The 21640-nt window shown below is 68.3% G+C and carries 14 protein-coding genes and 1 tRNA gene; 5 read left to right on the plus strand and 10 right to left on the minus strand.

Annotated features, from left to right (window positions below):
* Positions 1 to 25: 25 nt before the first annotated feature.
* The 6 genes from QWU11_RS16255 to QWU11_RS16280 all read right to left on the minus strand — a co-directional run bounded on the left by QWU11_RS16255 (position 26) and on the right by QWU11_RS16280 (position 6023).
* Positions 26 to 97, minus strand: a tRNA-OTHER gene (locus tag QWU11_RS16255).
* A gap of 149 nt (positions 98 to 246) precedes the next feature.
* On the minus strand, positions 247 to 1587 hold the full coding sequence (locus tag QWU11_RS16260; protein WP_290109060.1) for an AAA domain-containing protein: 1341 nt from the start codon (positions 1585 to 1587) through the stop codon (positions 247 to 249).
* Positions 1581 to 3083: a hypothetical protein gene (locus QWU11_RS16265; protein ID WP_290109061.1), complete on the minus strand. Its 1503-nt coding sequence runs from the start codon at positions 3081 to 3083 to the stop codon at positions 1581 to 1583. The genes QWU11_RS16260 and QWU11_RS16265 overlap by 7 nt, the downstream gene beginning before the upstream one ends.
* Entirely contained in the window at positions 3080 to 4144 is a 1065-nt protein-coding gene (locus tag QWU11_RS16270; RefSeq protein WP_290109062.1) for a hypothetical protein, read from the minus strand. Before QWU11_RS16270 ends, QWU11_RS16265 begins: the two co-directional genes overlap by 4 nt.
* Before the next feature lie 99 nt (positions 4145 to 4243).
* The gene (locus QWU11_RS16275) at positions 4244 to 5092 is read right to left on the minus strand and encodes a hypothetical protein (RefSeq protein ID WP_290109063.1); all 849 of its coding nucleotides are present in this window, start codon (positions 5090 to 5092) and stop codon (positions 4244 to 4246) included.
* Positions 5093 to 5162: 70 nt separating this feature from the next.
* Positions 5163 to 6023, minus strand: a complete 861-nt coding sequence (locus tag QWU11_RS16280) for a helix-turn-helix transcriptional regulator (protein WP_290109064.1) — start codon at positions 6021 to 6023, stop codon at positions 5163 to 5165.
* Between the two features lie 132 nt (positions 6024 to 6155).
* Between QWU11_RS16280 and QWU11_RS16285 the strand changes: the two genes are divergently transcribed.
* Complete coding sequence (locus QWU11_RS16285) at positions 6156 to 7013, plus strand: SDR family NAD(P)-dependent oxidoreductase (RefSeq protein WP_290109065.1); 858 nt, start codon at positions 6156 to 6158, stop codon at positions 7011 to 7013.
* 300 nt (positions 7014 to 7313) lie between these two features.
* Here QWU11_RS16285 and QWU11_RS16290 read toward each other — a convergent pair whose 3' ends face one another.
* A complete protein-coding gene (locus tag QWU11_RS16290) occupies positions 7314 to 9641 on the minus strand; it encodes a tetratricopeptide repeat protein (protein WP_290109066.1) in 2328 nt (775 codons plus the stop codon).
* Positions 9642 to 10485: 844 nt separating this feature from the next.
* Between QWU11_RS16290 and QWU11_RS16300 the strand changes: the two genes are divergently transcribed.
* Positions 10486 to 13044 carry a hypothetical protein gene (locus QWU11_RS16300; protein WP_290109067.1) on the plus strand — a complete coding sequence of 853 codons (2559 nt, stop codon included), beginning with the start codon at positions 10486 to 10488 and terminating at the stop codon, positions 13042 to 13044.
* Here QWU11_RS16300 and QWU11_RS16305 read toward each other — a convergent pair.
* The 3 genes from QWU11_RS16305 to QWU11_RS16315 form a co-directional block, all read right to left on the minus strand.
* Positions 13039 to 14130: a PQQ-binding-like beta-propeller repeat protein gene (locus QWU11_RS16305; protein WP_290109068.1), complete on the minus strand. Its 1092-nt coding sequence runs from the start codon at positions 14128 to 14130 to the stop codon at positions 13039 to 13041. The genes QWU11_RS16300 and QWU11_RS16305 overlap by 6 nt on opposite strands.
* 37 nt (positions 14131 to 14167) lie before the next feature.
* Positions 14168 to 16813, minus strand: a complete 2646-nt coding sequence (locus tag QWU11_RS16310) for an aminoglycoside phosphotransferase family protein (RefSeq protein WP_290109069.1) — start codon at positions 16811 to 16813, stop codon at positions 14168 to 14170.
* A 361-nt stretch (positions 16814 to 17174) separates the two neighbouring features.
* Positions 17175 to 17618 carry a DUF6069 family protein gene (locus QWU11_RS16315; protein ID WP_290109070.1) on the minus strand — a complete coding sequence of 148 codons (444 nt, stop codon included), beginning with the start codon at positions 17616 to 17618 and terminating at the stop codon, positions 17175 to 17177.
* A 550-nt stretch (positions 17619 to 18168) separates the two neighbouring features.
* Between QWU11_RS16315 and QWU11_RS16320 the strand changes: the two genes are divergently transcribed.
* The 3 genes from QWU11_RS16320 to QWU11_RS16330 all read left to right on the plus strand — a co-directional run bounded on the left by QWU11_RS16320 (position 18169) and on the right by QWU11_RS16330 (position 21640).
* A complete protein-coding gene (locus QWU11_RS16320; protein WP_290109071.1) occupies positions 18169 to 18717 on the plus strand; it encodes a hypothetical protein in 549 nt (182 codons plus the stop codon).
* A gap of 367 nt (positions 18718 to 19084) precedes the next feature.
* The gene (locus QWU11_RS16325) at positions 19085 to 19567 is read left to right on the plus strand and encodes a hypothetical protein (RefSeq protein ID WP_290109072.1); all 483 of its coding nucleotides are present in this window, start codon (positions 19085 to 19087) and stop codon (positions 19565 to 19567) included.
* A gap of 1407 nt (positions 19568 to 20974) precedes the next feature.
* Complete coding sequence (locus tag QWU11_RS16330) at positions 20975 to 21640, plus strand: RNA polymerase sigma factor (RefSeq protein ID WP_354670852.1); 666 nt, start codon at positions 20975 to 20977, stop codon at positions 21638 to 21640.

The following is a 21640-nucleotide window of genomic DNA, read 5'->3' on the forward strand; positions in this document are numbered from 1 at the left end:
CGCCGATCACTTCCAGGATTTGGGGCAAGGCTGGTCGGATTCGAACCGACGTCCTCCAACCCGCTGTAAGGCGCGACGACCTCTGCGCTACAGCCTTGCCGCGGCAGAGCCTAGCGAAGAGGGCGGACATTTCATGGCAAATAGACGGCGAACCATTCGCTCGGACCAACCCGTAGGCGTGCGTCAGAACTCCTCCCACCGGACCTGGTCCGGATGACCAGCGGCCATCCGGTGGATATCTCGGAGTCAAACGGCGCGTACGCGGTGGTCGGACAGGTGGGCGAGGATCGCCTGGTTGGCCTCCCAGCCGTCGGGGAACTTGGCCGGGACGTTCAGATGGACCGGTTCGGTGGAGGGATGGGCGTCGAGGAGGTCGGCGATGCCGGCGCGGGCCACGACGATGCAGGACTGCCGGTGGCGGGACGCGAGCACGCACAGCCGCCCGGCTTCGAGGTGGAACGCGGTGGCGTCGCGGCGGCCCGACAGGGGATGGACCACGATCGTGACTTCGAACTCCCGGCCCTGCAGCCGGTTCGCGGTGTCCACGGTGATCTGCGCCGCGCCGGGGATGCGTGCGAGCGCCCGGCGGATCTGGTCGGCCTGGTCGCGGTGGGCGACTCCGATCGCGATGCGCGACGGGCCGATGTCCTGGCCTCCGGGACGGCGTTCGCAGACGCCGACCGCTCCCAGGGTCAGCAGGCGTGCGGCGATCTGGGCCGCGGCGTCGGCGGCCTCCGCGTCGGTGCGCAGCGTATGGCGGGCGGGCAGTTCGTGGAGGGCCCAGCCCGTACGGGCGGCCATCGCCAGGGTCTCATCGACCGCGCTCCCGAACCCGGCCGCGGTGAACTCCAGGCGGCGCGTGCCGTCGGCGGTGGCCGCGCTGAAGCCGGCGAACGGATAGAACGCGGCGGAGACGATCGGGGCCGCCGAGGAGGGAAGCCGCCAGGAGACCGGGAGGCGGTGCGGCGGGGCCAGCTCGGGGTTCTGGGCGAGCACCACGGCCACCGCGCTCTGCATCGGGTCGTACGGCAGGCCGATCCAGCGTGAGGTGTCGATGATCGAGAACGGGTCCAGCTGCCCGGGATCACCGACGAACAGGGCGCGTTCGAAGCGGCCGGCGATGGACAGCAGCATGTCGGAGCGCATCTGGTACGCCTCGTCCACGATCGCCCAGGCCCAGCGGTGGTCCTTCACGGTGGCCCATTTGGCCGCGGTGGCCAGCACCACGTCGGCGTGGCCCAGGTCGTCCGCCTTCCGGGCGATCGTGATGTTGGGCAGGGCCAGCAGGGGGGCCGGTGCGGTGTACTCCGTGGCCGACAGGCGGCCGATGCGCAGCGTCGGATGCTCGGCGGCGAGCCGTAGGACGAGGTCGTCGATCTGGTTGTTGGTCTGCGCGACGATCATGCAGCGCTCGCCGCCCTCGACCAGCGTGATCGCGGCCCGTACGACGAGGGTGGTCTTTCCCGCGCCCGGCGGGGAGTCGACGACGAGGCCGCGCCGGGGACCGGCCGCCATGGTCGCCATGTCGGCGAGGATCGTCCGTACGGCGGTCTCCGCCGCGGCCACCGGATCGGCGATGCTCACCATGACTCCTCGACACCGTCGTCACGGGAATCGTTGAGGGCCGGCGGGCCGCCGTGCGTCCACGGCGTCTCCTCGATCGGCGGGAACTCGCGCGGGCTCGACCAGCCGGGGTCGTGGGTGTAGAGGACCTCGTCGCCGCGTTCGGGCACGGCCTCGGTGCGCGGTTTGCCGGGTGTGCCCATCCCGCTGGTCACCTCCAGGACGACCAGCCAGGCGTCGTCGTCCTGGGTGACGCTGGAGATCCGCACTTTGTCCTTGGGGCGTTCCGGGCGGACGACCGGGCTCCCGGGTTCGATGCGCATCGGGTCATCCGTACGGACGGTGAACCGGGGCCGTAGCATGGGGCGGCCCTTGTCGCTGGCCGAGGTCCGCGTCGGCTCGCGGTCCACGACCGTACCGCCGAAGGCCTCGCCGACGGTGCGGAGCTCGGCCATGACGAACGGGTCCTCCAGCGCACGTTGCGCGTCGTACGCGGCCTGCGCGCGCTCCAGGCGGTGCAGCCGGGCGGCCGCGGTGGTCGCACGGTCGCGGCTCGGCTGAGGCCGCCCGCCCCCGGCGACGTAGGCGCTGAACGAGGTGAACTCCTGCCGGTCGAACCGCCACCGGGTCTCCGCGCTCGGCGCCTCGCCGATGGCGCGTAGCCGGTCGATTCCGCGCCACATCAGGTCCCAGGTCGGCCTCAGCTGAGTCTTCAGCTCACGGGACAGGGCGGCGACGGCTCGCTGGACGGCGCTCGGATCGCCGCCGTTGACGGCCTGTTCGTACCTCTCGATGGCCGGATTGAGGATCACTCCGTCGAACCCCGGATCGGTGGCCGGCCCCGCCGGCGGACACTGGAGCGGGTCCTCGGCGACCCGCGCCGCCTGCAGCCCGCTCATCCCGGCGGGCGGGTCGATCCAGCCGAGCAGCGCCGCGAGGTTGGCGTCCTCCAGCGGGCTCTGCCCGGTGGCCCACTGCGCCCTCAGCAGGTCGGTCAGGGGCAGGAGCATGGCCGAGTCGGGGTGCTCGGCGCGTTCGGCCAGGAAGGTCAGCCACTGGCCGAGCAGCGGGACCGAGGCGTCGACCGGGTTGGGTCCGTCGGCACGCCGGAACCGGGTCGACCGGCCCAGGAGCCCGAGGTAGGACAGGGCCACCCGGTTGGGGACGATCGTCTGCGGAGCGTCGAGGTAGATGTCCTGTTCCTCGCGGTTCCTGGTCGCGGGCAGGGCCTCGGTCTGCGCCCGGCACGCCTCGATGTAGGGCATGACGATTCGGGCCAGGTCGGCGAAGAAGCCGAAGCGCAGCCCGCGGTTGCGCGGCTGCGGCACGGTCAGCAGCGTCGGCTCACGGCGGTCGGTGCCGACCATCGCGGCGAGCGGAGCGGCCGCCTCTCCGGCGAGGTTCAACGGCACGATGACCAGCGGCCGGTCGGAGAGGTGCCGGTGCCGTACGGTGCTGAGGCGCTCGGCGTGCCCGGTCTGTGCCGCGTTCAGGTGGGCCAGCGTGGTGAGCAGGGTCATGCCGCGCCGCCCAGGAGCGCGTCCCGTAGGCGGGCGGCGTGCCGCAGCGCACGGGTGACCTCCCGCTGGTCCGCCGAGGGAGCGCGCTTGCCCCGGGCCAGGTCGAGCGCCGTACCGATCGTGTCCAGACCTCCGAGGTCGTCGCGTACGGTCGGCCCGAGCACGTCGACGGACTGGGCGGTGCGTGCCTCGTCGCGGCAGAAGCCTGCGAGCTCGCAGTTGGCCAGGCAACTCGGCTGGTAGCGGGAGTCCACGCTGCCGAGCGCGTCGACGAGTTCCTCGCTCGGGCGGGTGGGCGTGCCGTCGGCGTCCGGCGCGAGGTCGAGGGTGACGCCGTCCGGCAGCGCGTCCAGCAGTGTGTCGATACGGGTCAGCCGGGACAGCTGGCGGCGTACGACGTCGATCTGCTGGCGCGCGTCGATCATCGTGGCGGTGGCGCGGAAGGAGAAGTTCTCCGGCGTCACCAGGATGACGTCGTGGGAGACCGCCTCGGGGGGCACGCCCACCTCGGCCAGCAGTTCGCGCAGCGCGAGGATGTACACGGCGGCCTGCTTGGTGGCGGCGGCGACCTGGTCTCCGTCCGCCTGACCGTCGATGACCGCGAACGACTTGATCTCGATGACGTGGAACCGGCCGCCGAGCTGGAAGGTGACCACATCGGGTTCGAGGAAGACGTCGTGGCCGCCGACCCGGAGCCGCAGCATAGGGTGGTCGAACAACGTGCGCGGTTCGTCGCCGTCGCTCTGCGCGGCCTGCAGCAGCTCGTTGCGGGTGCGCCGGTAGCGGACGTTGCGGTCGACCAGGTCACCGACGACGTCGAGCGGGATGTAGGAGACCTCCGGGATGGGCAGCGCGAGCTTGTCCCGCAGCAGCCGCAGGAGCTCGGCACAGCCGTTCGCCTTGACCTGAGCCTCGAACGCGTTGCCGTGGGCGAGCGCGAACGGGGACATTCCAAAGGGAGCGGGGAAACCCGTCTGGGCGGCGATCCGTGTCTTGTCGACACCGGCGGCGTCCATCACGGCGCGGCGTCCGCATCCGGGGTTGATGGTCAGTGCGGCCACGGCGCGCGCGTTGTAATTGAGCGGCCGGACAGTCCCACGCAGTGCGTCGAGTCGGTCATCTAGGGGATTCACGTCGGTCCTTGGGGAAGTCACAGTCGGTCAGCCCTGACGGGCGGCACCGCGAATGGTTTTCAAGCGCGTTCCGAACAACTGCCCGGCATCGTCCAGTTGCCGCCGGGCGCGCCGGGCCGTGGTGACCCGGGTGTCATGATCGGCGTCATAGTGCACGTCCAGTTCGGCTTGAGCGGCGGCCCGTACGAGGCCGGGATCCATGCCCGTCTTCGACGCGCCCGCGTCGGCGATGGTTGCCCCCGGAATGTTCACGGCGAACTGTTGTAGCAGCCGCCCGGCTCCGACCGGTGCCGGCTCGCCGCTCTCGGCGACGGCGGGCAAAGTGGTCACGGCCTCGGCGATGCTGATGGCGGCGGCGAGGAAGTGAACGCGGGGACTCAGCGGGCCGACGACACGCTCTTCCATCGGCCACGTGCTCACGGTCAGCAGCGCGCGGGCCGGCGCGAGATGGTCATAGGTCAGCGCGGGGCACAGGTAGTACGGCCTGGCCCCGGGAGAGGACCGGTAGGAGCGCTCCTCGTCCCGGCGCAGGCTGGTGAGCCGCGACGCGGGCAGCGTGCCGGTGAAGAACGCCTCGTGCACGGCGCCGATCAGTTTCGGCGCCGCGGGTACGCCGAGCAGCGTGAGTGCCTGGTGGACCTGTTCACGTACCGGGAGCATCGATGTCGCGACCGATCCGCCGGACGCGGTGCCGGCCTCCGTCCGGGATTCGTCGGCCTCGGGTGGGCTGATCAGGGTGTCCCAGGCGCGTTCCGTACGACGCAATTCCGCCCGCAGCTCTTTGGCGCGCCCGGAATCTCGCTGGGCCACGGCCTCGCGCACCGCTTGGCGCAGTTGCGCGATGCGGCGCTCGAGAGCGTCGAGTGCGTCCTCCATGGGGCCAGAGTAATACCAAGCTTCCAGTGTTTTCCAGCAAACTCCAGAGACGCGTGTTTCCGAAGCGGCGTCAATCCGTACCGGCCGCGAATCGGTCGGTGCCCAGAACCGTGAGCAGGGCGAGTTTCTCGTGGCTTTCCGTGCCCGGGGTGGCCGTGAAGATGAGCAGCGACTGTCCTTGGTCCGGATCGAGCAGGAGCTGGCAGAAGAGGTCCAGCCGTCCGAGCTCGGGATGGACGAATCGTTTGGTGTCGCTCCACCGAAGGCCGACCTCGTGGCGTTCCCACAGCCGGGCGAACTCCTCGCTGGCGTTCCGCAGGACGCCGGCGAGATCCGCCGCGGGGGAGCCGGGCCCGTTCCGGGTGACGGCGTCGCGAAGCTGCGCGACGTTGACGCGGCTGTTCTCGCCGTGGTCCTCGGGGTGGTACCGCTCGCGGGCGGCCGGATCGGTGAACCAGCGGTACGGCGCGCTGCGCGCGTTGCCGGTGTACCGCGTCTGGTCGCCGAGGAGTGCCACGGCGGGCGGTGTCTGCAGCAACGTCTCGCCCAGCGGGCCCATGACCTGCGCGGTCGTACGGGTCAGGCCGTCCATGACGCGCATCAGCCCGGGGCTCACGTGCCGGGCCCGCACGTCGCGGCGGGCGGCGCGGTGGCCGGCGAGCAGGAACAGGTGGTCGCGCTCGTCCGGGGTCAGCCGCAGGCCGCGGGCGATGGCCGCGACCATGGACTCCGACGGCTGCGGCCCGTCGCCGCGCTCCAGGCGGGCGAAGTAGTCCGCGGACATGCTGCACAGCTCCGCCACCTCCTCGCGCCGCAGGCCGGGGGCGCGCCGGCGCTGTCCCCGGCGAAGCCCGACGTCCTCCGGTTGCAGCGCCGCCCGCCGGGTGCGGAGGAAGGCGCCCAGGGACGAGCGGTCGAACGTACCGTCCATGGTTCTCATCGTTGGTCATCCGGGGCGTTTCAGCCACGACCCGCCGTTCAGTGGTTGAGCGTGTCCTTCCTCCGCCCGCCGCCCGGTGCGTTCACTGGTCGCCTCTGAACCGCGAACAACGGAGCCAAGACGATGCCATGGACAGGGAACGACCTCCCGGACCTGAACGGCCGTACGGTGGTGATCACCGGGGCGGGCCGCGGCCTCGGCCTGATAACGGCGCGTGAGCTGGCGCGGGCCGGAGCCCGCGTCGTGCTGGGCGTACGCGACACGGGCAAGGCCCGCTGCGCCGTCGCCGGCCTGCCCGGTGTCTTCGACGTCCGGCCGCTCGACGTGGCGGACCTCACCTCGGTGCGCGCCTTCGCCGGCTCCTGGTCCGGCGACCTCGACATTCTGATCAACAACGCCGGTGTGATGGACGTCCCCGGCACGCGTACGGCGGACGGTCTCGATCTGCAGACGGCCACCAACTACACCGGTCCCTTCGTGCTGACCAACCTCCTTCTCGAACACCTCACCGACCGGGTCGTGCACGTGACCAGCCAGCTGCACCGTCGGGGCGCGATCTCCCTGGACGACCTCGACTGGCGTACGCGCGAGTACAACGGGATGAGCGCCTACCAGGCGTCGAAGCTGGCCGTCGTGCTGTTCTCCCTCGAACTGCAGCGCCGGCTGACCGCCGAGGGCAGTCCGGTCCGGTCGGTGCTCGCCAGCCCGGGCATCGCGCGTACCTCTCTGGCCGCCCATTCACGGTCGAACATCGTCAACCGCTTCACGTTCCTCACCAACCCCCCGGAACGCGGGGCGCTGTCGGTGCTCTATGCCGCCACCCAGGACGTCCCCGGCAATTCCTATGTCGGGCCCGACGGCCTGGGCGGTCTCCGTGGCCATCCGGCCGTTCGCCGGCAGGGCGACATCGGTCTCGATGAGGACCTGGCCGCTCGCCTGTGGACCGCGACCACCGACCTCGTCGGGAAAGTGGCCCGATAGGGCAGGCCTGCCGCAGACGGTGCGGGTGGTGGCGCGGAATCGGCTTAGGAATCGATTTCACGAGGAGCTGCGCCGCGATCCCGGTGCTGCTGGAGGACGTCCGGCTGCCTCCGCCGGTGGAGCTCAGTCGCTCAGGGGAGACCATCCCCGACCTGTCCTACCTGCTGCGCTGGCTGCGGGAGGTCCCCGGCGTCGGGCGACCGGCTTCGTTCCGCCGACGCGATCCGCTGGCGAACCCACCGATGGATCTTCTATTCGGAGGCCGGGCTGATCTAGCCCCGGAAGGATCATCCTTTCGTCTCATCGTCCCAGGAAGCGTGCGATAGCGGATGCGCGACCCGTCCCACGAATCGGGAAGATCCGGCTCTTGGGAGAGTTGAAGGTCGAGAGCCGGCGCCGCAAATCCTCTTCTCCTGGCAGATCGAGCTCCGACAGGATCTCCAGCCCATGGCGCCAGGTCTCCTTGGCTTCTCGGGTCATCCCGGAGTTGGCGTACACTTCACCCAGATAACGAAGGCTGGCGGCTTCGGCGGGGAAGTTGCCGACGACACCGTAAAGACGTATTGCTTGGTTATATGCGTCGATTGACTTAGCGTATTCACCTAGCTTGGCGTAGGCGTAGCCGAGGCTGTCCAATGTGTCCGCCTCGCCCTGGCGGTCGCTGAGTGAGCGGAGTAACTCGAGTGCGCGTTCGCAGATCATGACAGCCTCGGCGTGGCGTCCAAGGAGTGTGTAGCACCAGCCTTCGGCGTTCAGCCCGCGCGCCGCGCCGCTCGGGTCATTCGCCAACTGGTAAAATGGAAGAGCGAGCTTGACGAGCCTCAGTTCCTCTTCGTAGTTTTGCGTCGCCTCCTCTAGGAGCGCGAGATGATGGTGACCGCGAGCCTGCTCGCTCCAGTCCTCGATGGACGCAGAAAGCGACAGCGCGTGGACGAAATCCGCACGGGCCGCGGCGTAATTTCCGAGCTTTAGATGAGCTCTCCCCAGCCATCTTCTCGTGAACGCCTGCCCTTGGACGTCGCCACTTCTCTCTGCGGCTCTGTACGCCGTCTGCATTGCGACGACAAGCTTCTGCCAGTGAGTATTCCGGTCGATCGAGTCGCCTACTGCCCAGGCGATCTGCCAGGCATAGGTGTCGAGCGACTCCGCGTAAGCGACACTGATCACTTCAAGGAGAAGCAGATAGTTCTTGTCGAGCCAGCTCGCGGCATCGCCGTACGTGGAAAACTTCTCCGCCGTCACCTTGCCGACCGGCTCCTGTATATGGATTCGAGCGCGCAGCGGATTATTCATGGCAGATGCGGAGCTCGCACTTTGGAGATAGTAATCGACCATGCGCTGCCGTGCTTCGGTGACGGCGGCGGCGGTACTCTCGGTATTGCGAAGCCCGATGGAGAACTCACGTATCAAGTCGTGGAATATGTATTCATCGGATGCGGTCCGTATTATCATGTAAACGTTGCTCAGCTCGCTGAGCTGCGATGTCGCATCATCGATGGTCACGCCAAGGATCCCGGCTGCGGCCGCCGGGGTAAAGGGAAAGGCGGGATGCAGGCTCAGCAGACGGAAGGTGCTTGCATGTCTGCTGTCCAGTGTGTCGTACGACCAGAGAAACACGGATTCGGTTCCGGGCTCAGCTTGTGGGTCGCTGCTCAGGCCGCGCCGGGAGCGGCGGATTTCGTCGGCGATCCGCGCGAGTGGAGTGGTAGGTGTCCTGGCTGCCCTGGCGCTGACTATTGTCAGCGCCAGGGGAAGGCGCGCGCAAAGTTCGACGAGGTCGTCCAGTGCGCGAAGGTTCGCCTTGACCCTGCTGCTGCCAAGATGGCTGGCGACAAGGCCCTTCGCCTCTTCATGGGACAGCAGACTCAGAGATATCGGGCGTACGTCTCCCATCTTGTCGATACGGCCGAGGTGTTTACGGCTGGTGATAACGGTCATGCTGGTTGAACTCGGCGGCAGCAGAGGTATGATCTGTTCTTCGTCCCGTACGTTGTCCAGGACGACGAGTATCCGTCTTCCCGACAAGAGTTTCACATAGATCTTTCTTAGGCCGGCGAGATTCAGGTGTAACGATGTCCGCTCCATTCCCAGGGCGCCCAAGAGTCTGATAAGAGCTTCTCGGGGAGCCACGGGTGCTTCCAGTGAAAATCCTTGAAGATCAACGTAGAGCTGTCCGTCGGGATAGTAGTCGCGGATCATGTTTGCCCACTGAACGGCCAGCGCGGTCTTCCCGACACCGGCCATTCCGTGGATTGCGGCGATCGTTATTATTTCGGCGTGAGAATGAGGGTTGATGAGCGCCCATAGGCGGTCCAGCTCCTTATTGCGGCCTACGAAGTGACGCGATGCCGCCGGAAGTAGATCGAGGATCGAATATTCTGGTCCCTCGTTTCGTGCCGGTGAAGAGATCGAGGTGTGGCGGCTGTTTCTTGTGTGGGAAATGGACTCTGCTGCTACGGTGAGAAAACCGCCGAAGATAATAAAGGCGGTGCCGAGTAGATATTCGCCACGCTGGACGATGATTCCCGCAATTCCTGCGGTGATAACACTGAGGCCGACTATTGTGGGGGCGAACGAGCGTCCGTGTTTGAGTTTTGTGCGGCGTGGCCGGGAACTCGGTAATAGCATTCTCACGATAAGCCTTATCGCATGCGATGTGGAAAACTCGCTGAGTTATCAGTATTCAGTTCGATCTTCCCGGACGGCTTCGGCCGGACTGGACATGTTGATATCCGGAACAGCAAGAGAGCTACCCGATCCAGGGCACGAGATAACGCCTTCCATCGGACTCGTTAAGTGATCAAGCGTGCGGCTACGGGTCGCGTCGGGCATGTCGACCTGTGCGGCCGGCGCATCACCTGGACGCACTCTGTCCTGGGCGCTGTCCGGAAACGGAGCACGTGTCGTGGGTGCCATGACCCGTGGGAGACCGGGTGCAGTCCCCTGGGATCCAGCGACCGGCAGGGACTCGCCGATCGCGTGCCCACGAAAGGCCCGGCCAAGGCCGCTGCCACGGCTTGTCCGCGACGGCGGTCTCCAGCAGGGCGTCGAGTTGCGTCGGCTTTCCCGTCCTTACGTCGACCGAGGCCGATCCGAGGTGGTGGTAGGTGCGCGAGTCGATGATGATCTGCGTCCGAAAATCGTCACTGCCCGAAAGGGACGTGAAAGCGTCCCCGCGCCGTCCCGCCGCGTCGAGGACGCCGTGCTGGAGACCCACGCCGTCGAGCTTCGGGAAGACCCGGAAAGGCCCGCCCTCACCCTGGACGGCAGGCTTCGCCGGAACGCGGCGAGGAAGGTCTCCGCGACGATGTCGTCGGCGGCATCGATCCCCAGCCGCCGAGCGACATAGCGGTGAATCTGCTGTACGTAGCGGTCGAACAGTCCGGCGAAAGCCTCCGGGTCCTGCCACGAACGCCGGATGAGTAAGGGGGTACTCATGTGGTCGGCGCCCGCCGGGCGAAGGGTGGGCGGTATGCGCCGAATCCTTACCGTTGTCCTGCTGATGATGTCGGGCCTGTACGCCCTCGATGGGGCGGCGCGGGCCGACGTCGGGTATTTCGACTATTCGACGGTGAAGCAGCCGGACAACGTCGTCGAACTACGCGGTGCCCGGGAGCAGTACCGCGTACCGCCGCTGCTGGCTCAGGCGTGCAAGCCGTTACCGGCCGCATGGGGAGAGGACTACCCGGCCGTGGTCCTCGCCCAGGTGGGGCTACTGCGGATGCTGGACACCGACATCGGCACGTCGTCGGTCCAGCGTGTGATGAACGGCGGCGATGACGGCAAGGGCACCACGTACCCGCCGATCACCCAGGACGGCGCCCGGACGTGCCTGACGGCGCTGGCCCCGGACTGGGAGACGCCGTTCGCGGACGTGGTGTTCGACGGCAAGACGCGGCGGAGCGCGTCTGGCTGGGAGACCGTCTCCGACGAGCTGCTGCACATGCCACAGTTGACCGGGCGGCCGGGCACCAAGTCCGGCCCTCCGTGCTTCGACGGCGACGCCGATCTCGCGATGGCGATGGCCCTGCGGGTCTGGGTACTGGCCCGCTACCACTACCCGGCGGCACGGGCCGAGGGGCTTGACGCGGCGATGGCCCGCGTGGCGTGGCTGGAGGGCGGCCCGGTGCCGGCCGACACCGTCAACTGCAACCTCGGGCCTTTCCCGGTGCCCGAGACCGAGAACCATCAGCTGATGATCGAGTCGACCCGGTACCTGCACAACGCCCTGCTCCCCATGCTCACCGGCGACGTGTACGAGGCCGGCACGAACAGCGCCCTGACGACGTACGTCCGCAATGACAACGCCGACAACGCCGCCAACGGCCTGCGGGCGAGGCTCGACGCCATGCTGAGCGCCTGGATCGCCCACGACTTCGTGGAGTACAACTCCCGTGTCTACGCGCGGCTGCAGATGATCGGCCTGCTCAACCTGTACGACCTGGCGCCGCTGGAGGACCCGCTGCGCCCGAAGGTACGCGCCGTACTGGACCTGATCGTGGCCAAGGCGGCCACCGAGTCGATGGGCGAGCTGCGCAACACCACGTTCCGGCGGCGGGCCGAGTACCGTACCGACCGGCTGTTCGACTCCGACGAGGTCAGCCCGATGATGCAGGTCTGGACGGGCGACCTCGCCCCCGTGCCGCACTCCCGGATCAACTTCGCCGAAGAGGGCACGATCGCCGCCTCCGCCCGTTACCGGCCGCCCGAGCTGCTGACCGACTTGATGATCAACCAGCGGCACCACAGTTACCTGCAGGGCTTCAACGGCCGTGGCCAGGGCGAGCTGGCCTTCGGCGCCCCCGGGCTGACCATCTCCGGCGGCGGGTGGCGGACCCCGTGCGCGTACGGCGAGGTCGCGGGGATCTGCTTCGGCTCGGGCAATGATCCGGGCCACCCCGAGCGGCTGCTGCTGATGCCGCAACGCACCCGGATGGACGGCGACGCTCTCCCGGTGGAGTCCTGGATGCTGCGCGGCGACCAGAGCGACAACGCCTGCCTGGCCCGCGGTGTGGCGTGCTCGTCGTCCTGGACGCTCGGCTCCTACGCACCCGCCGCCACCACCGAGTGCCGCCGTGAGTTCAGCCAGGGCGCGGACCGGATCCGCGCCTACCGGTTCGACCCGGCGTGCATGAAGGACCAGGGCACCTGGCCGTCGGCGTCCTGCTTCTACGCGTACGTACGCGACCTGGGAAACCGGCGCGACAATCCCGCGCAGTCCTACCTGGTCGTCCACACCTGTACGCCCGACGAGGGCGCCACCGGCTTCGCGCCGTTCGTCGACTACCTCACCACCGGCCCTGGCCGTCCGGGCCCGGCGACCAGTTCCTGCGGCCGCGAGCACGGCAAGCACCCGGGCGGCACCTGCCGCGGCTGGAAGTTCACCTTCCGCCCGCCGCCGGTGACCGGCCCGCTCACCCCGGCCGCCCCCGTCACGCTCACCGCCCAGACGACCGGCAACGGGCCCGCCGCCTATACGGCGAGCGCCGCCCCGTACGGCACCGGCTCGGCCGGCGGCGACATCGCCCAGACCCTCGACGGTCTCCGGCTGCGCTTCACCAACCCGGCCACCGGGGAGAGCTTCACGGACACTCCCACGGGCACCGCCGCCACCCCCGGCACCCCGCGCCCGTTCACCCTGACCGGCGCCGTCACCGTCTCCACCACCGGTCCGGGCGACGCCCTGGCCACGATCACCGGAGTCCCCTATCCCGACCTGGTCCGGGACGTGAACGTCACGGTCATCGACAAGACCCTGGCCGACGAATGCGCCGGCACCGCCGGCTGCGTCCCGTTCCCGCCGATCTCACTCGGCCACTGGACGTACTACTACCGCGGCACCCCCTTCGAGACCGGACCCGCGAAGTTCACCGACGAGCTGTACGCCCGCCCAGGCGACACCTACCGCTTCGAGGCCTGCGTCACCTGGCAGCACCTGCTCACCTCGGCCGACTTCTGGACCGACCCCTACGGCGTCAACACCCCCGACGCCCACCGCACCTGCCAGACCACCGACACGACGCCGTCATGACGGATCGAGGATCCACAGGTGTCCCGGGGCCGCCGTGTAGATCCGGCCGAGGCGGTCGAGGGCGGGGCGGTACGTCAGGGGTGCCGGGGCGCGCCAGGTCCAGCGTTCGGCGCCGGACGGGTCCAGCCGCCGGACGAAACACTCCTCCGAGAGGTCGTACCACTGGTGGTAGTTCCGCCAGCGGTCGAGCGTCGGGCTGCAGAACAGCAGCACGTCGCCGCCGGTCGTGGCCAGGAGGACGCGTGGTTCGGCGGCGCTGCGGTGCGTCCAGATCACCCGGCCGTCCAGGTCGACCAGCACGACCGCCCAGGTGTTCTCCCCGGTCGGGCCCAGCGCGACCAGGCCACCGCCGGGCCGGTCGACCGGGGTCGGCGTTCCGTGGATGGGGATCGCCGGTTCCAGCCGTACGGTCGTCGCCGATCTGGGGTGGAAGAGGTACCGGCCCGCGCCGGAGTCCCACCTCAGCTCGGCCAGCAGCGCGTCGCCGAGGGCCACGACCGGTCCCTCGATCTCGCCGTCGCCGGCGGCCGGCGCATCGGGCCGCCCGGTGGCGTGGACACCGTCGCGGTCCGCCGTCCAGCGCGGCGTCCCGTTCAGGTCGAAGGCGCGCAGGCGTGGGCCGTCGCCGACGATGACGACGTTGCGCTGGACGAGCGGAGCCGCCGAGAGCCGCCGGGACAGCGGAAGGGACCATCGCGTCGTCCCGTCCGGTCCGGCCTTCTTCAGCTCGCCCCCGCCCTCCGCGGTCCAACGGCAGAAGACGAGGTCGCCATCCGGGGCGGCCGCCGGCGCGGACATCGCCGGCTCCGGCCAGGCCGCCGTGGTCTCGCCGGTACGCACGTCCCGTACGACCAGGATCCCGTCTTCCGGCCGGGCGACCAGGTCACCGGGGAGCAGCACCGGAGTGCCGGGAAAGAGTGTCTCCTTCTCGGCCGACCAGGCGACGCCGTCCTCGGAGGAGGTCAGGCACATGTACGCCGGTGTGGCGACGACGCAGGCCGTGTCGAGGGCCGGCAACAGTGTTCCACCGGGGGCGTCCGGCAGGGGAGACGACCAGCGGACACGGTCGCTCGGCTCGTCGCTCATGTGATCGTCCTCCTCGGCGCACGCCGGTCGTTCGCGGTCACAACAGGCCGAGCTCACGTAGCTGGTCCGTCGCCACGCCCCTGCGGGCCCGCAGCTCGTGCTCCGGCATGGCCTGGGCAAGTTTCGGGGCGTTGACGATGGTGTGCACCGAATCGTGCACGGCGGAGAACCGGTAGGCGACGTCGGGAATGGCCGGTCCGCCGGCCGCGGTGTAGCTCGCCTGGAAGTGGCGCCACAACTCGGCGAAGTCGGACTTCGGCAGGTCGAACATCCGGGAGTACACCTCCAGATCGTGCCGGAACATCTCGACGTCACGGCTCGGTGGAGCGATGCCCGCTCCGTCCGCGTCCATCGACTTGTCGGAGTTCCCAAGGTCGATGAACGTGACACTGCCGTCCGTCTTGTCGTAGAAGAAGTTGCCGGGGTTCGGGTCGCCGTGCAAGACGGACGCGGGGCCGGGATCGCGGCGCATCTCGTCCAGCACCTGCCGGATGCCGTCGTGCAGCCGGTCCACCGGGATGCCCTGCGACTCGTAGGCCTGGCGGTGGGTCACGAGGTGGTCGGCGAAGCCGCTGAGGTTGTCCATGTACTCGCCGAGGTACTCCGGGCGGGCCGTACGCCCCTCGACAAGGGTGTTGGAATGCAGGTCGGCGAGGCCTTCGGCGATCTTGCCGGTCGCCTGGCGGAGGGTCTCGAACTCGGCCGCCCGATCGCCGGCGGGTGCGTCGCGTACGGACTGGAAGTGGTCGACCAGCGCGTCTCCGGGTGCGACGGAGAAGGTGGCCACACCCGCCGGAACCCCCTCTCCGACATGCGCCGCGCCGACGTCGAGCACCTCCGGTACCCGGAACCGGGTGAACTCGGGGCGGTCGAAGCGCTCGGTCACCGACATCTCGCGGATGAACTCCTCGGGCTTCGGGAACAGCTTGGTGATCGCCGCGACGCCTTCTCCGGCGGTGTCGCGTACGAGGAACACCGGTGCTCCCGAACGGCCGCGCGGGCCGTCGCCCCCGCCGACGCGGTCGATGGTGACGCGGTCGGACGGGATGCCGGCGGACCGCCCGGAGAAGTCGGTCAGCGCCGACCGTACCTCCGCCCCCGGGCTCCTGGGCGGGCCTGCGGCCATGGCGGCCAGGGTGCTCGCATCGGATGCGCCGCCGAGGCCGGGCACCGGCGGCAGCCCGTCCATGTAGGCCCGTACCTGCGGCGCGGCGAGCACGCCGTCGTCGGAGCGAAGGTGCGTCGCCCCTTCCATGGCCGAGTGCGCCGCGGGCGGGGGCCCGGTGTCGGTGTGCCCGGCAAGCGCTGTGTGGTCGGATGAGGACGTCTCAGGCATTGGCAGGCCGCCGTCGTGATCGGACCCGAGCAGGGGGCCGTCGCCCACCGTCTCCTGGGGTGTCCGGAAGGCGCCCAAGGCCTCGGCGTTGACGGCCATCCCACCGGCCATGAGCAGGTCCCTGCCCCAGTCGACGCGACCGTCGTTGAGCGCCGCGTCGGCGCCCACGTTGGCCCCGAAGCCGAGCGCGGTGTTGGTGACGATCCGGCCGGGCAGGCGGTTGGCCAGGAAGTCGGCGAACGGATCGCCCGCGGCCGCCGCGTTCGCCAGCCGGACGTTCGCGGCGCCCATCAGGCCGCCGCCGAGGGCGGCCAGACCCGTGGACTCGGTGAGGTTCTTCCAGTCGAACTCGGTCTGCAGGCCGTAGTGCTCGCGGGTGAGCTGCCCGACGGTGTTGAGGCCGCCCACGTACACCGCGGCCGCGGCGGCGGTGCGCACGGCCGCGCTGCGCATCATCCGGACCAGCGCCACGCCGACGTTCCTGGTCTCCATGAGCGCCGGGAGCTGGGCGAGCGCGCCTCCGGGCGCCATCGAGAGGAGCCGTGCCGTCGCCCACAGCGCGGCGAGGAGTACGACCGAGGCCGTGAACTGCGTCTTCGCCGACCTGATCTCGACGGCCAGGTGACGGCAGTACGCGGCGATCGCCCGGCACGCCCTGGCGATATCGATCAGATGACCGGACCCTGTCTGGGCGAGCCGGGCGAACGACACGGCGAACCCCTCGATGCCCGCCCCGGCGTTGTTCGAGGTGATGGCCTTCGCGTGTGCGGTCGCCTCGCCGGTGACGTAGTCGACGACGTCGGCCATGGCGTCGAAGGCCGTCGCCACGGCGTCCATGCCCGCAGCGTCGCCGGCGGGCGGCTTGCAGCCCACGACGAGTTCTTCGAGCAGCCCGAACAGCCACTCGGTCCCCGGCGGGGGCGGGTCGTCATGGACCAGACCGGCCGTGAACCCGCCGGCGGGCGGCGGCGTCTGCGGCGACCGGGCGCCGCCGAGGTGGAGGTTGAACGCCGGGTTGTCGCCGTCCGGCTCGGCCTCGGCGTAGATCTGGGCCATCCGCACCGCTTTGACGGCGTGACCGCGCAGAGCCAGCGACAGTTGCCACAATCCGTCGACGGTCGCGTCGCGGGCGTCGCGGAAACCGATCGACCGGCCCTCGCCGTTGAAGAACACCTGTCCCAGGCTGTCGTTTCCCCAGGGAGAGCCGAGGCCGTGCAGTGCGGTGACCAGGGTCGACAGCCCGGACGCCAACGCCAGCCCGGCGTCGTCGATGCCCACGGCCGAGGTGACGATCTTGGCCGGCGTCACGTCCAGATAGTGACCACCGGCCGGGTTCGCTCCGCCCATCCAGGTCCTTCCGTCTTCCCCCCGTGCATGTCGATGCTCGGGAGCAGACTCCGGCAGCAGGCGGCACCTTACCGTCAAGTCGCTCTTGCCGACTCAAACGATCAGCGGAAACCTGAGAAATGGTCAGCGGACGTCGACGTGATCTCTTCGGGCTTGAAGTCCACGCGGATGGTCCTGCCGGCGTAGGAGACGTACCACGGAGCGCTGCCGAATTAGGCTGAAACGCATCCGGCGCCGAGGCTGTGGGGCTCGCCGGCCTTGGCGGTCTCGGCGGAGACCGTCTCGCCGGTGCCTTCCCTCGCGCCACCACTGAGAACGAGGTCCTCGACCGGCGGTTGCCGGGCGGGGACTTCGTGTGGGGTCAGCCACGAGCGGTGGCGTCCCGATGGCGGGGCCGCCCGGGAGCCCGGGCCGGGCCGCACTCCTGGCGGGCATCGAGGACCAGTCCGACCACGATGACGGCCGCGACCGCCAGGTGCAGCGCGACCAGCACCAGCTTCGCCGTCGTCCCGACCGCGTCACCGAGCGGGCCCGAGAGGGAGGCGGCGAGCACAGGCACGGTGATGATCGCCATGACCCGGCCCGGCCGGACCACCCGGCGTTCCAAGACGGCCAGGAGGACCCGGCTCACGACTGCGGCCAGCAGACTCGCCGCCACGATCGACGCCGGTCCCACCGTCTGCGTGCCGTCACCCGCCCGCACGGTCAAGGTGGCTCCGGCCAGCGGCACCGCCACCACCCAGACCGCCAGGGCCGCCGCCGGGGCGCCGATCACCGCGAGGACTCTTTCGCGTGAGATGTTCATACCGCAAAGCCTGGCCCGGCGGGGCGGCCCGCCACATCGGGCATACGGTCGGACCTTCCACTGCCCGAGTCGGAGCGGCATCCGACTTTAGTAGGTGACGCCATGGACGGTAGGGCGCCCGGGGCTCGAATCCGGAACGGAGCGAACATGCCTCGTTCGTCCGCGACCACTACCGTGTCATGGTCCCGATCAGGCCCTCGCCTGCGGACTTGGACACGCGGCAGGTCAGTGACCGGTTTCTGAGCAGGACAGGGGTAAACCTGCTTAACGATCAAGGCGTCTCACGATTGGAAGTCCCGGCCTTCGTCTGTTCGTCGTCTAGTGATCGAGTCTTCGTGCGTTCCTCCTCTCCGCTGCGGCGCAGTGCGGTCGTGCGGTTTCGACGGTGCCGCGACATCGGAGGACGGCTATCCGGGTCCCGCGTCGACGGCGAAATGGCGCCGGCGGCCGACGCGACCAGGCGACGGTTCGACGAAGAGTTCCTCGCCGGGGACGAATTTCGTGGCCGATCGGACCTACGGCACGAATGGCCAGTTCAAGGAGTAAAAGAATGATGTCGAAAATGCTCGCCGTCGGCGTCGCGACCACCTTCCTGACTTACGCAGGAACGGTCGTGGCGGGCGAGTCTGCGGCCGAAGCGTCCACGGTTTGCCGCGAGGGCGCGATCAGCGCACCGTTCAACCACTCGATCCCGACCGCGCACCGTGCCGGCCAGGCCGTCACCGTCCACACCACCCTGCACGACAAAACCGGCACCACCTTCAAAGGCGTGTTCTTCGACTACAGCATCGCCGTCCCCGCCAACCACAATCACTGGGGACCGGCCCCCACCGTTAGTTGGCGCTGGGGCAGCGGCTCCTGGCACCACCTCGCCCTAACCCGGAATAATGCGAGCCCTGACCACGAGTGGTACAGCCAAGACCAGACCCTTGGCACCCTCAAAGCCCATAAGTCCAAGGCCCTGCAATTCAAGATCGCTTTTCACAAGGGCGATCCCACCGGGACGTACGACGGAGTTGCCCTCATCGGCGCACGCACCACCTGTGGACAGACACTGCTTGCTGTGGCCGGCGGTCTCGAACCTGCCTACCGTCCTTAGTCTGCAGCCTCGAAACGGTATAAGGTATTGTACGGTTTTTCGGTCTGGGCCCGCCAAGGCACTCACCAGTTTGGCACAGGAGATTCGCGCCGGTTCGGGCAGACCGAGGCCGAGCCGTACGGCCGTCACCGCTGGAGCAGGTGAAGGGCAACGCCGTCCGGTCCGGAAGGATCGCTCGCCTGGCCGGCACACGGTCTCGCACCGAACCGAAATCCTTCTCGCCCCGCCGTTAGATGGCGGACGGCGGAGGATGGTTCCGTCCTTTTTCGGCCACGGGCCACGAAAAGTAATGAGCAAACACGATCCTCCGGAAACTGTTACCGTCTCTGGCTGTTACCCCCCCTTTTTTTCATCACGGAGGAAATCGATGCGTCATATAGCGGCTCTTCTCGCGACGGGGGCCGTCGCAGCAATTGCGGCCATCACAGTTGCCGCCTCGCCCGCCGTCGCCGCCACCAACACGTTCGGTGGCACCGCCAGCACCACTGCGGGAGGATCCGACCTGTCGGCCGCCGCGACGACCCACGGCTGGAAGACGCACTACACCACGCCGGCGGGCGTCTCGGGCAAGGGCTCCTACTCGTTCACGAAAGCGAAGCATCTGAAGCTTTCGGGAACCGTCACCGACAAGCGGACCGGCAACTACTACGCGTGCGTTCGTTTCAAGGCGGTCGACGCTCACGGCAACGGCGTCATCCTGGCCATCAGGAACCCCGAGCACGGCACGACAGGAATGTTCAAAACATACACGACCAGCTTCCGCACATACCACCTGTACATCGCCAAGTGCGATATCACGAAGACCTCCAAGAAGCCGAAGGTCACCGGCAAGTGGTTCAAGCGTTTCTGACGCAGATCTGCTGAGCAGGGGCCCTCGCCCAACGGCGGGGGCCCTTTCTCATTCTCGTTCGCACAACGCGGGGGAAGTACGATTCCACGCCGCTCGGCACGCGGCCGCAGGCGGGAACGCACCGCCTACGACTGTCTGTGGACTTTCCCGCCTGTACCGCTCCAGAACTCGTCGCAGTGGCGGTGCTGCGGCGTCAGGTCGCCCAGATCCGGCCCCCACAACGGCCGCACCCTGGCCCCACCACGAAGACCACAGCTCCGCCCATACCGACGAAACAGCAGGTCAAGACTGGTAGGGCGCCCGGGGCTCGAACCCGGAACCTATGGATTAAAAGCCGCAGCTGTGGAGTAATTACCGGGTTTGATCTGGAGAAGGGCGTGCCGGACGATGTTGCTTGATGTCACTACATGCCATTTGGTCCGTGTCCATTGCTCTATTCCCGCTCAGTCACTCTAGTGCGGTGTCGCGTGCTGCCGGGTTTTACCGCGGCGTACGAGCAAACACCGAGCAAACATGCCTCGTTCGCCTTCCGGTCCTGATCCGAGGCTGTCGCAAAGGTGAGCGCAGCAGAGCACGGTTGTTGTCTGTGATCGTTCTGTCTGAGACGACGTTCGGTAGCTGCGTTATCGGCTTTGTCCGGCGCGCGGGGGGACGGCTCTGGTGAATCAGATCCCCGACGGTCTCCGCTTCAGGAGGGACCGCCAGATCATCCGTGTCCGACGATCCAGCGAGCCGGTGGACCATCACCGCGCGTGCCGACCGCGGCGAGGTCCGGGCCGCGCGTCGTTAGACGAGTCGTTCCGTGACCTGCATCTTTACCAGGGCCAACTTGTGGGGATTGGGTCTTTCGTTGCTGGTGGATGGCCTCTACCGTGTCGAGGTCGTTCCTATCAATGGCTGACCTCCGGTTTCTCGAGGCGCCGCAGGTCAGCGCCGTACGCTGATGTGCATTGGCGCCCGGCGGGGGTGTGGCAATCGAGTGTCGACTAAATGCCCAGACCCCTCCCGTCTGAACCTGCAGGTTAGCACTCGAATCCAATATTCGAGCGGCACAGCATCAGGCCAGTCCGCTTAAGGCGCACCTGATCTTGTGGACCTAGACCCACTCACGGTCCGGCGCCGTGATCGCCTCGGCGGCATCCTGCATACGCACGCACGTCCGGACGTGGATGACATTTTCGGCACGCACAGCCTTCCTGGCCGACGCTGCAACGTCGGCCTACTCGATGAACTTCAATCGACCACTCGGGAAGGTAGGCCCTCCCGAGCCCGATCCACAGGTCATGAGCATTGCTTCCGGCTCGGTGACGAGCACGCTGTTCTGCCCTGGACACGGCACGGATTGGGACGAGGGGCGCCGAGAAGGGGTTGCGGGGCTGCGGGCGAGTAGGGGTATGACAAATTCTCATGACCAGTCGAGGGGATCCGCTGGTGCACTGCCCCCCCGATAACACGGAACTGACGGTGACAGACCTGACTCGTATGCTGCGGGAGGAACACGCGAAAACCGATGCTGAGTTGATCGAGGCGTCCCGTCAGGAGCCTGACCGGTTCACCGAGATTTTCGACCGGTACTACGCAGAGATCCACCGCTACGTGGACCGCCGGTTGGGCGCCGACGCCGCCGACGACATCGCCTCGGAGACGTTCCTGGTCGCTTTCCGCAAGCGTGCAGGGTTCGACGCCGATCAGGGCTTGGCGCGGTCGTGGCTGTACGGCATCGCCACCCGGTTGGTGAGCCGGCACCGCAGGAACGAGGTGCGGCGCTACCGAGCATTGGCCCGGATCGGCGGCGACCCGGCTATCGAGGGCCATGAGGATCGGGTGGCCGCTCGGGTTACGGCCGCCGGGGTCGGGGCCCGGCTTGGAACTGCGCTGGCCGATCTGTCCCGGGGTGACCGTGACGTGCTGCTGCTGGTGGCTCTGGCCGATCTCACCTATCCCGAGGTGGCCCAAGCGCTCGGGGTGAAGTACGGCACCGTGTGCTCTCGGCTGAGCAGAGCCCGTAAACAGATAAGCGCGGCGTTGGGTGGCGCTGATCCGTCGACGCAAATCGACCGTGAAGGGGCATGA

The organism is Actinomadura sp. DC4 (assembly GCF_030406325.1).
In the GTDB taxonomy this organism is placed as follows: Bacteria; Actinomycetota; Actinomycetes; order Streptosporangiales; family Streptosporangiaceae; genus Actinoallomurus.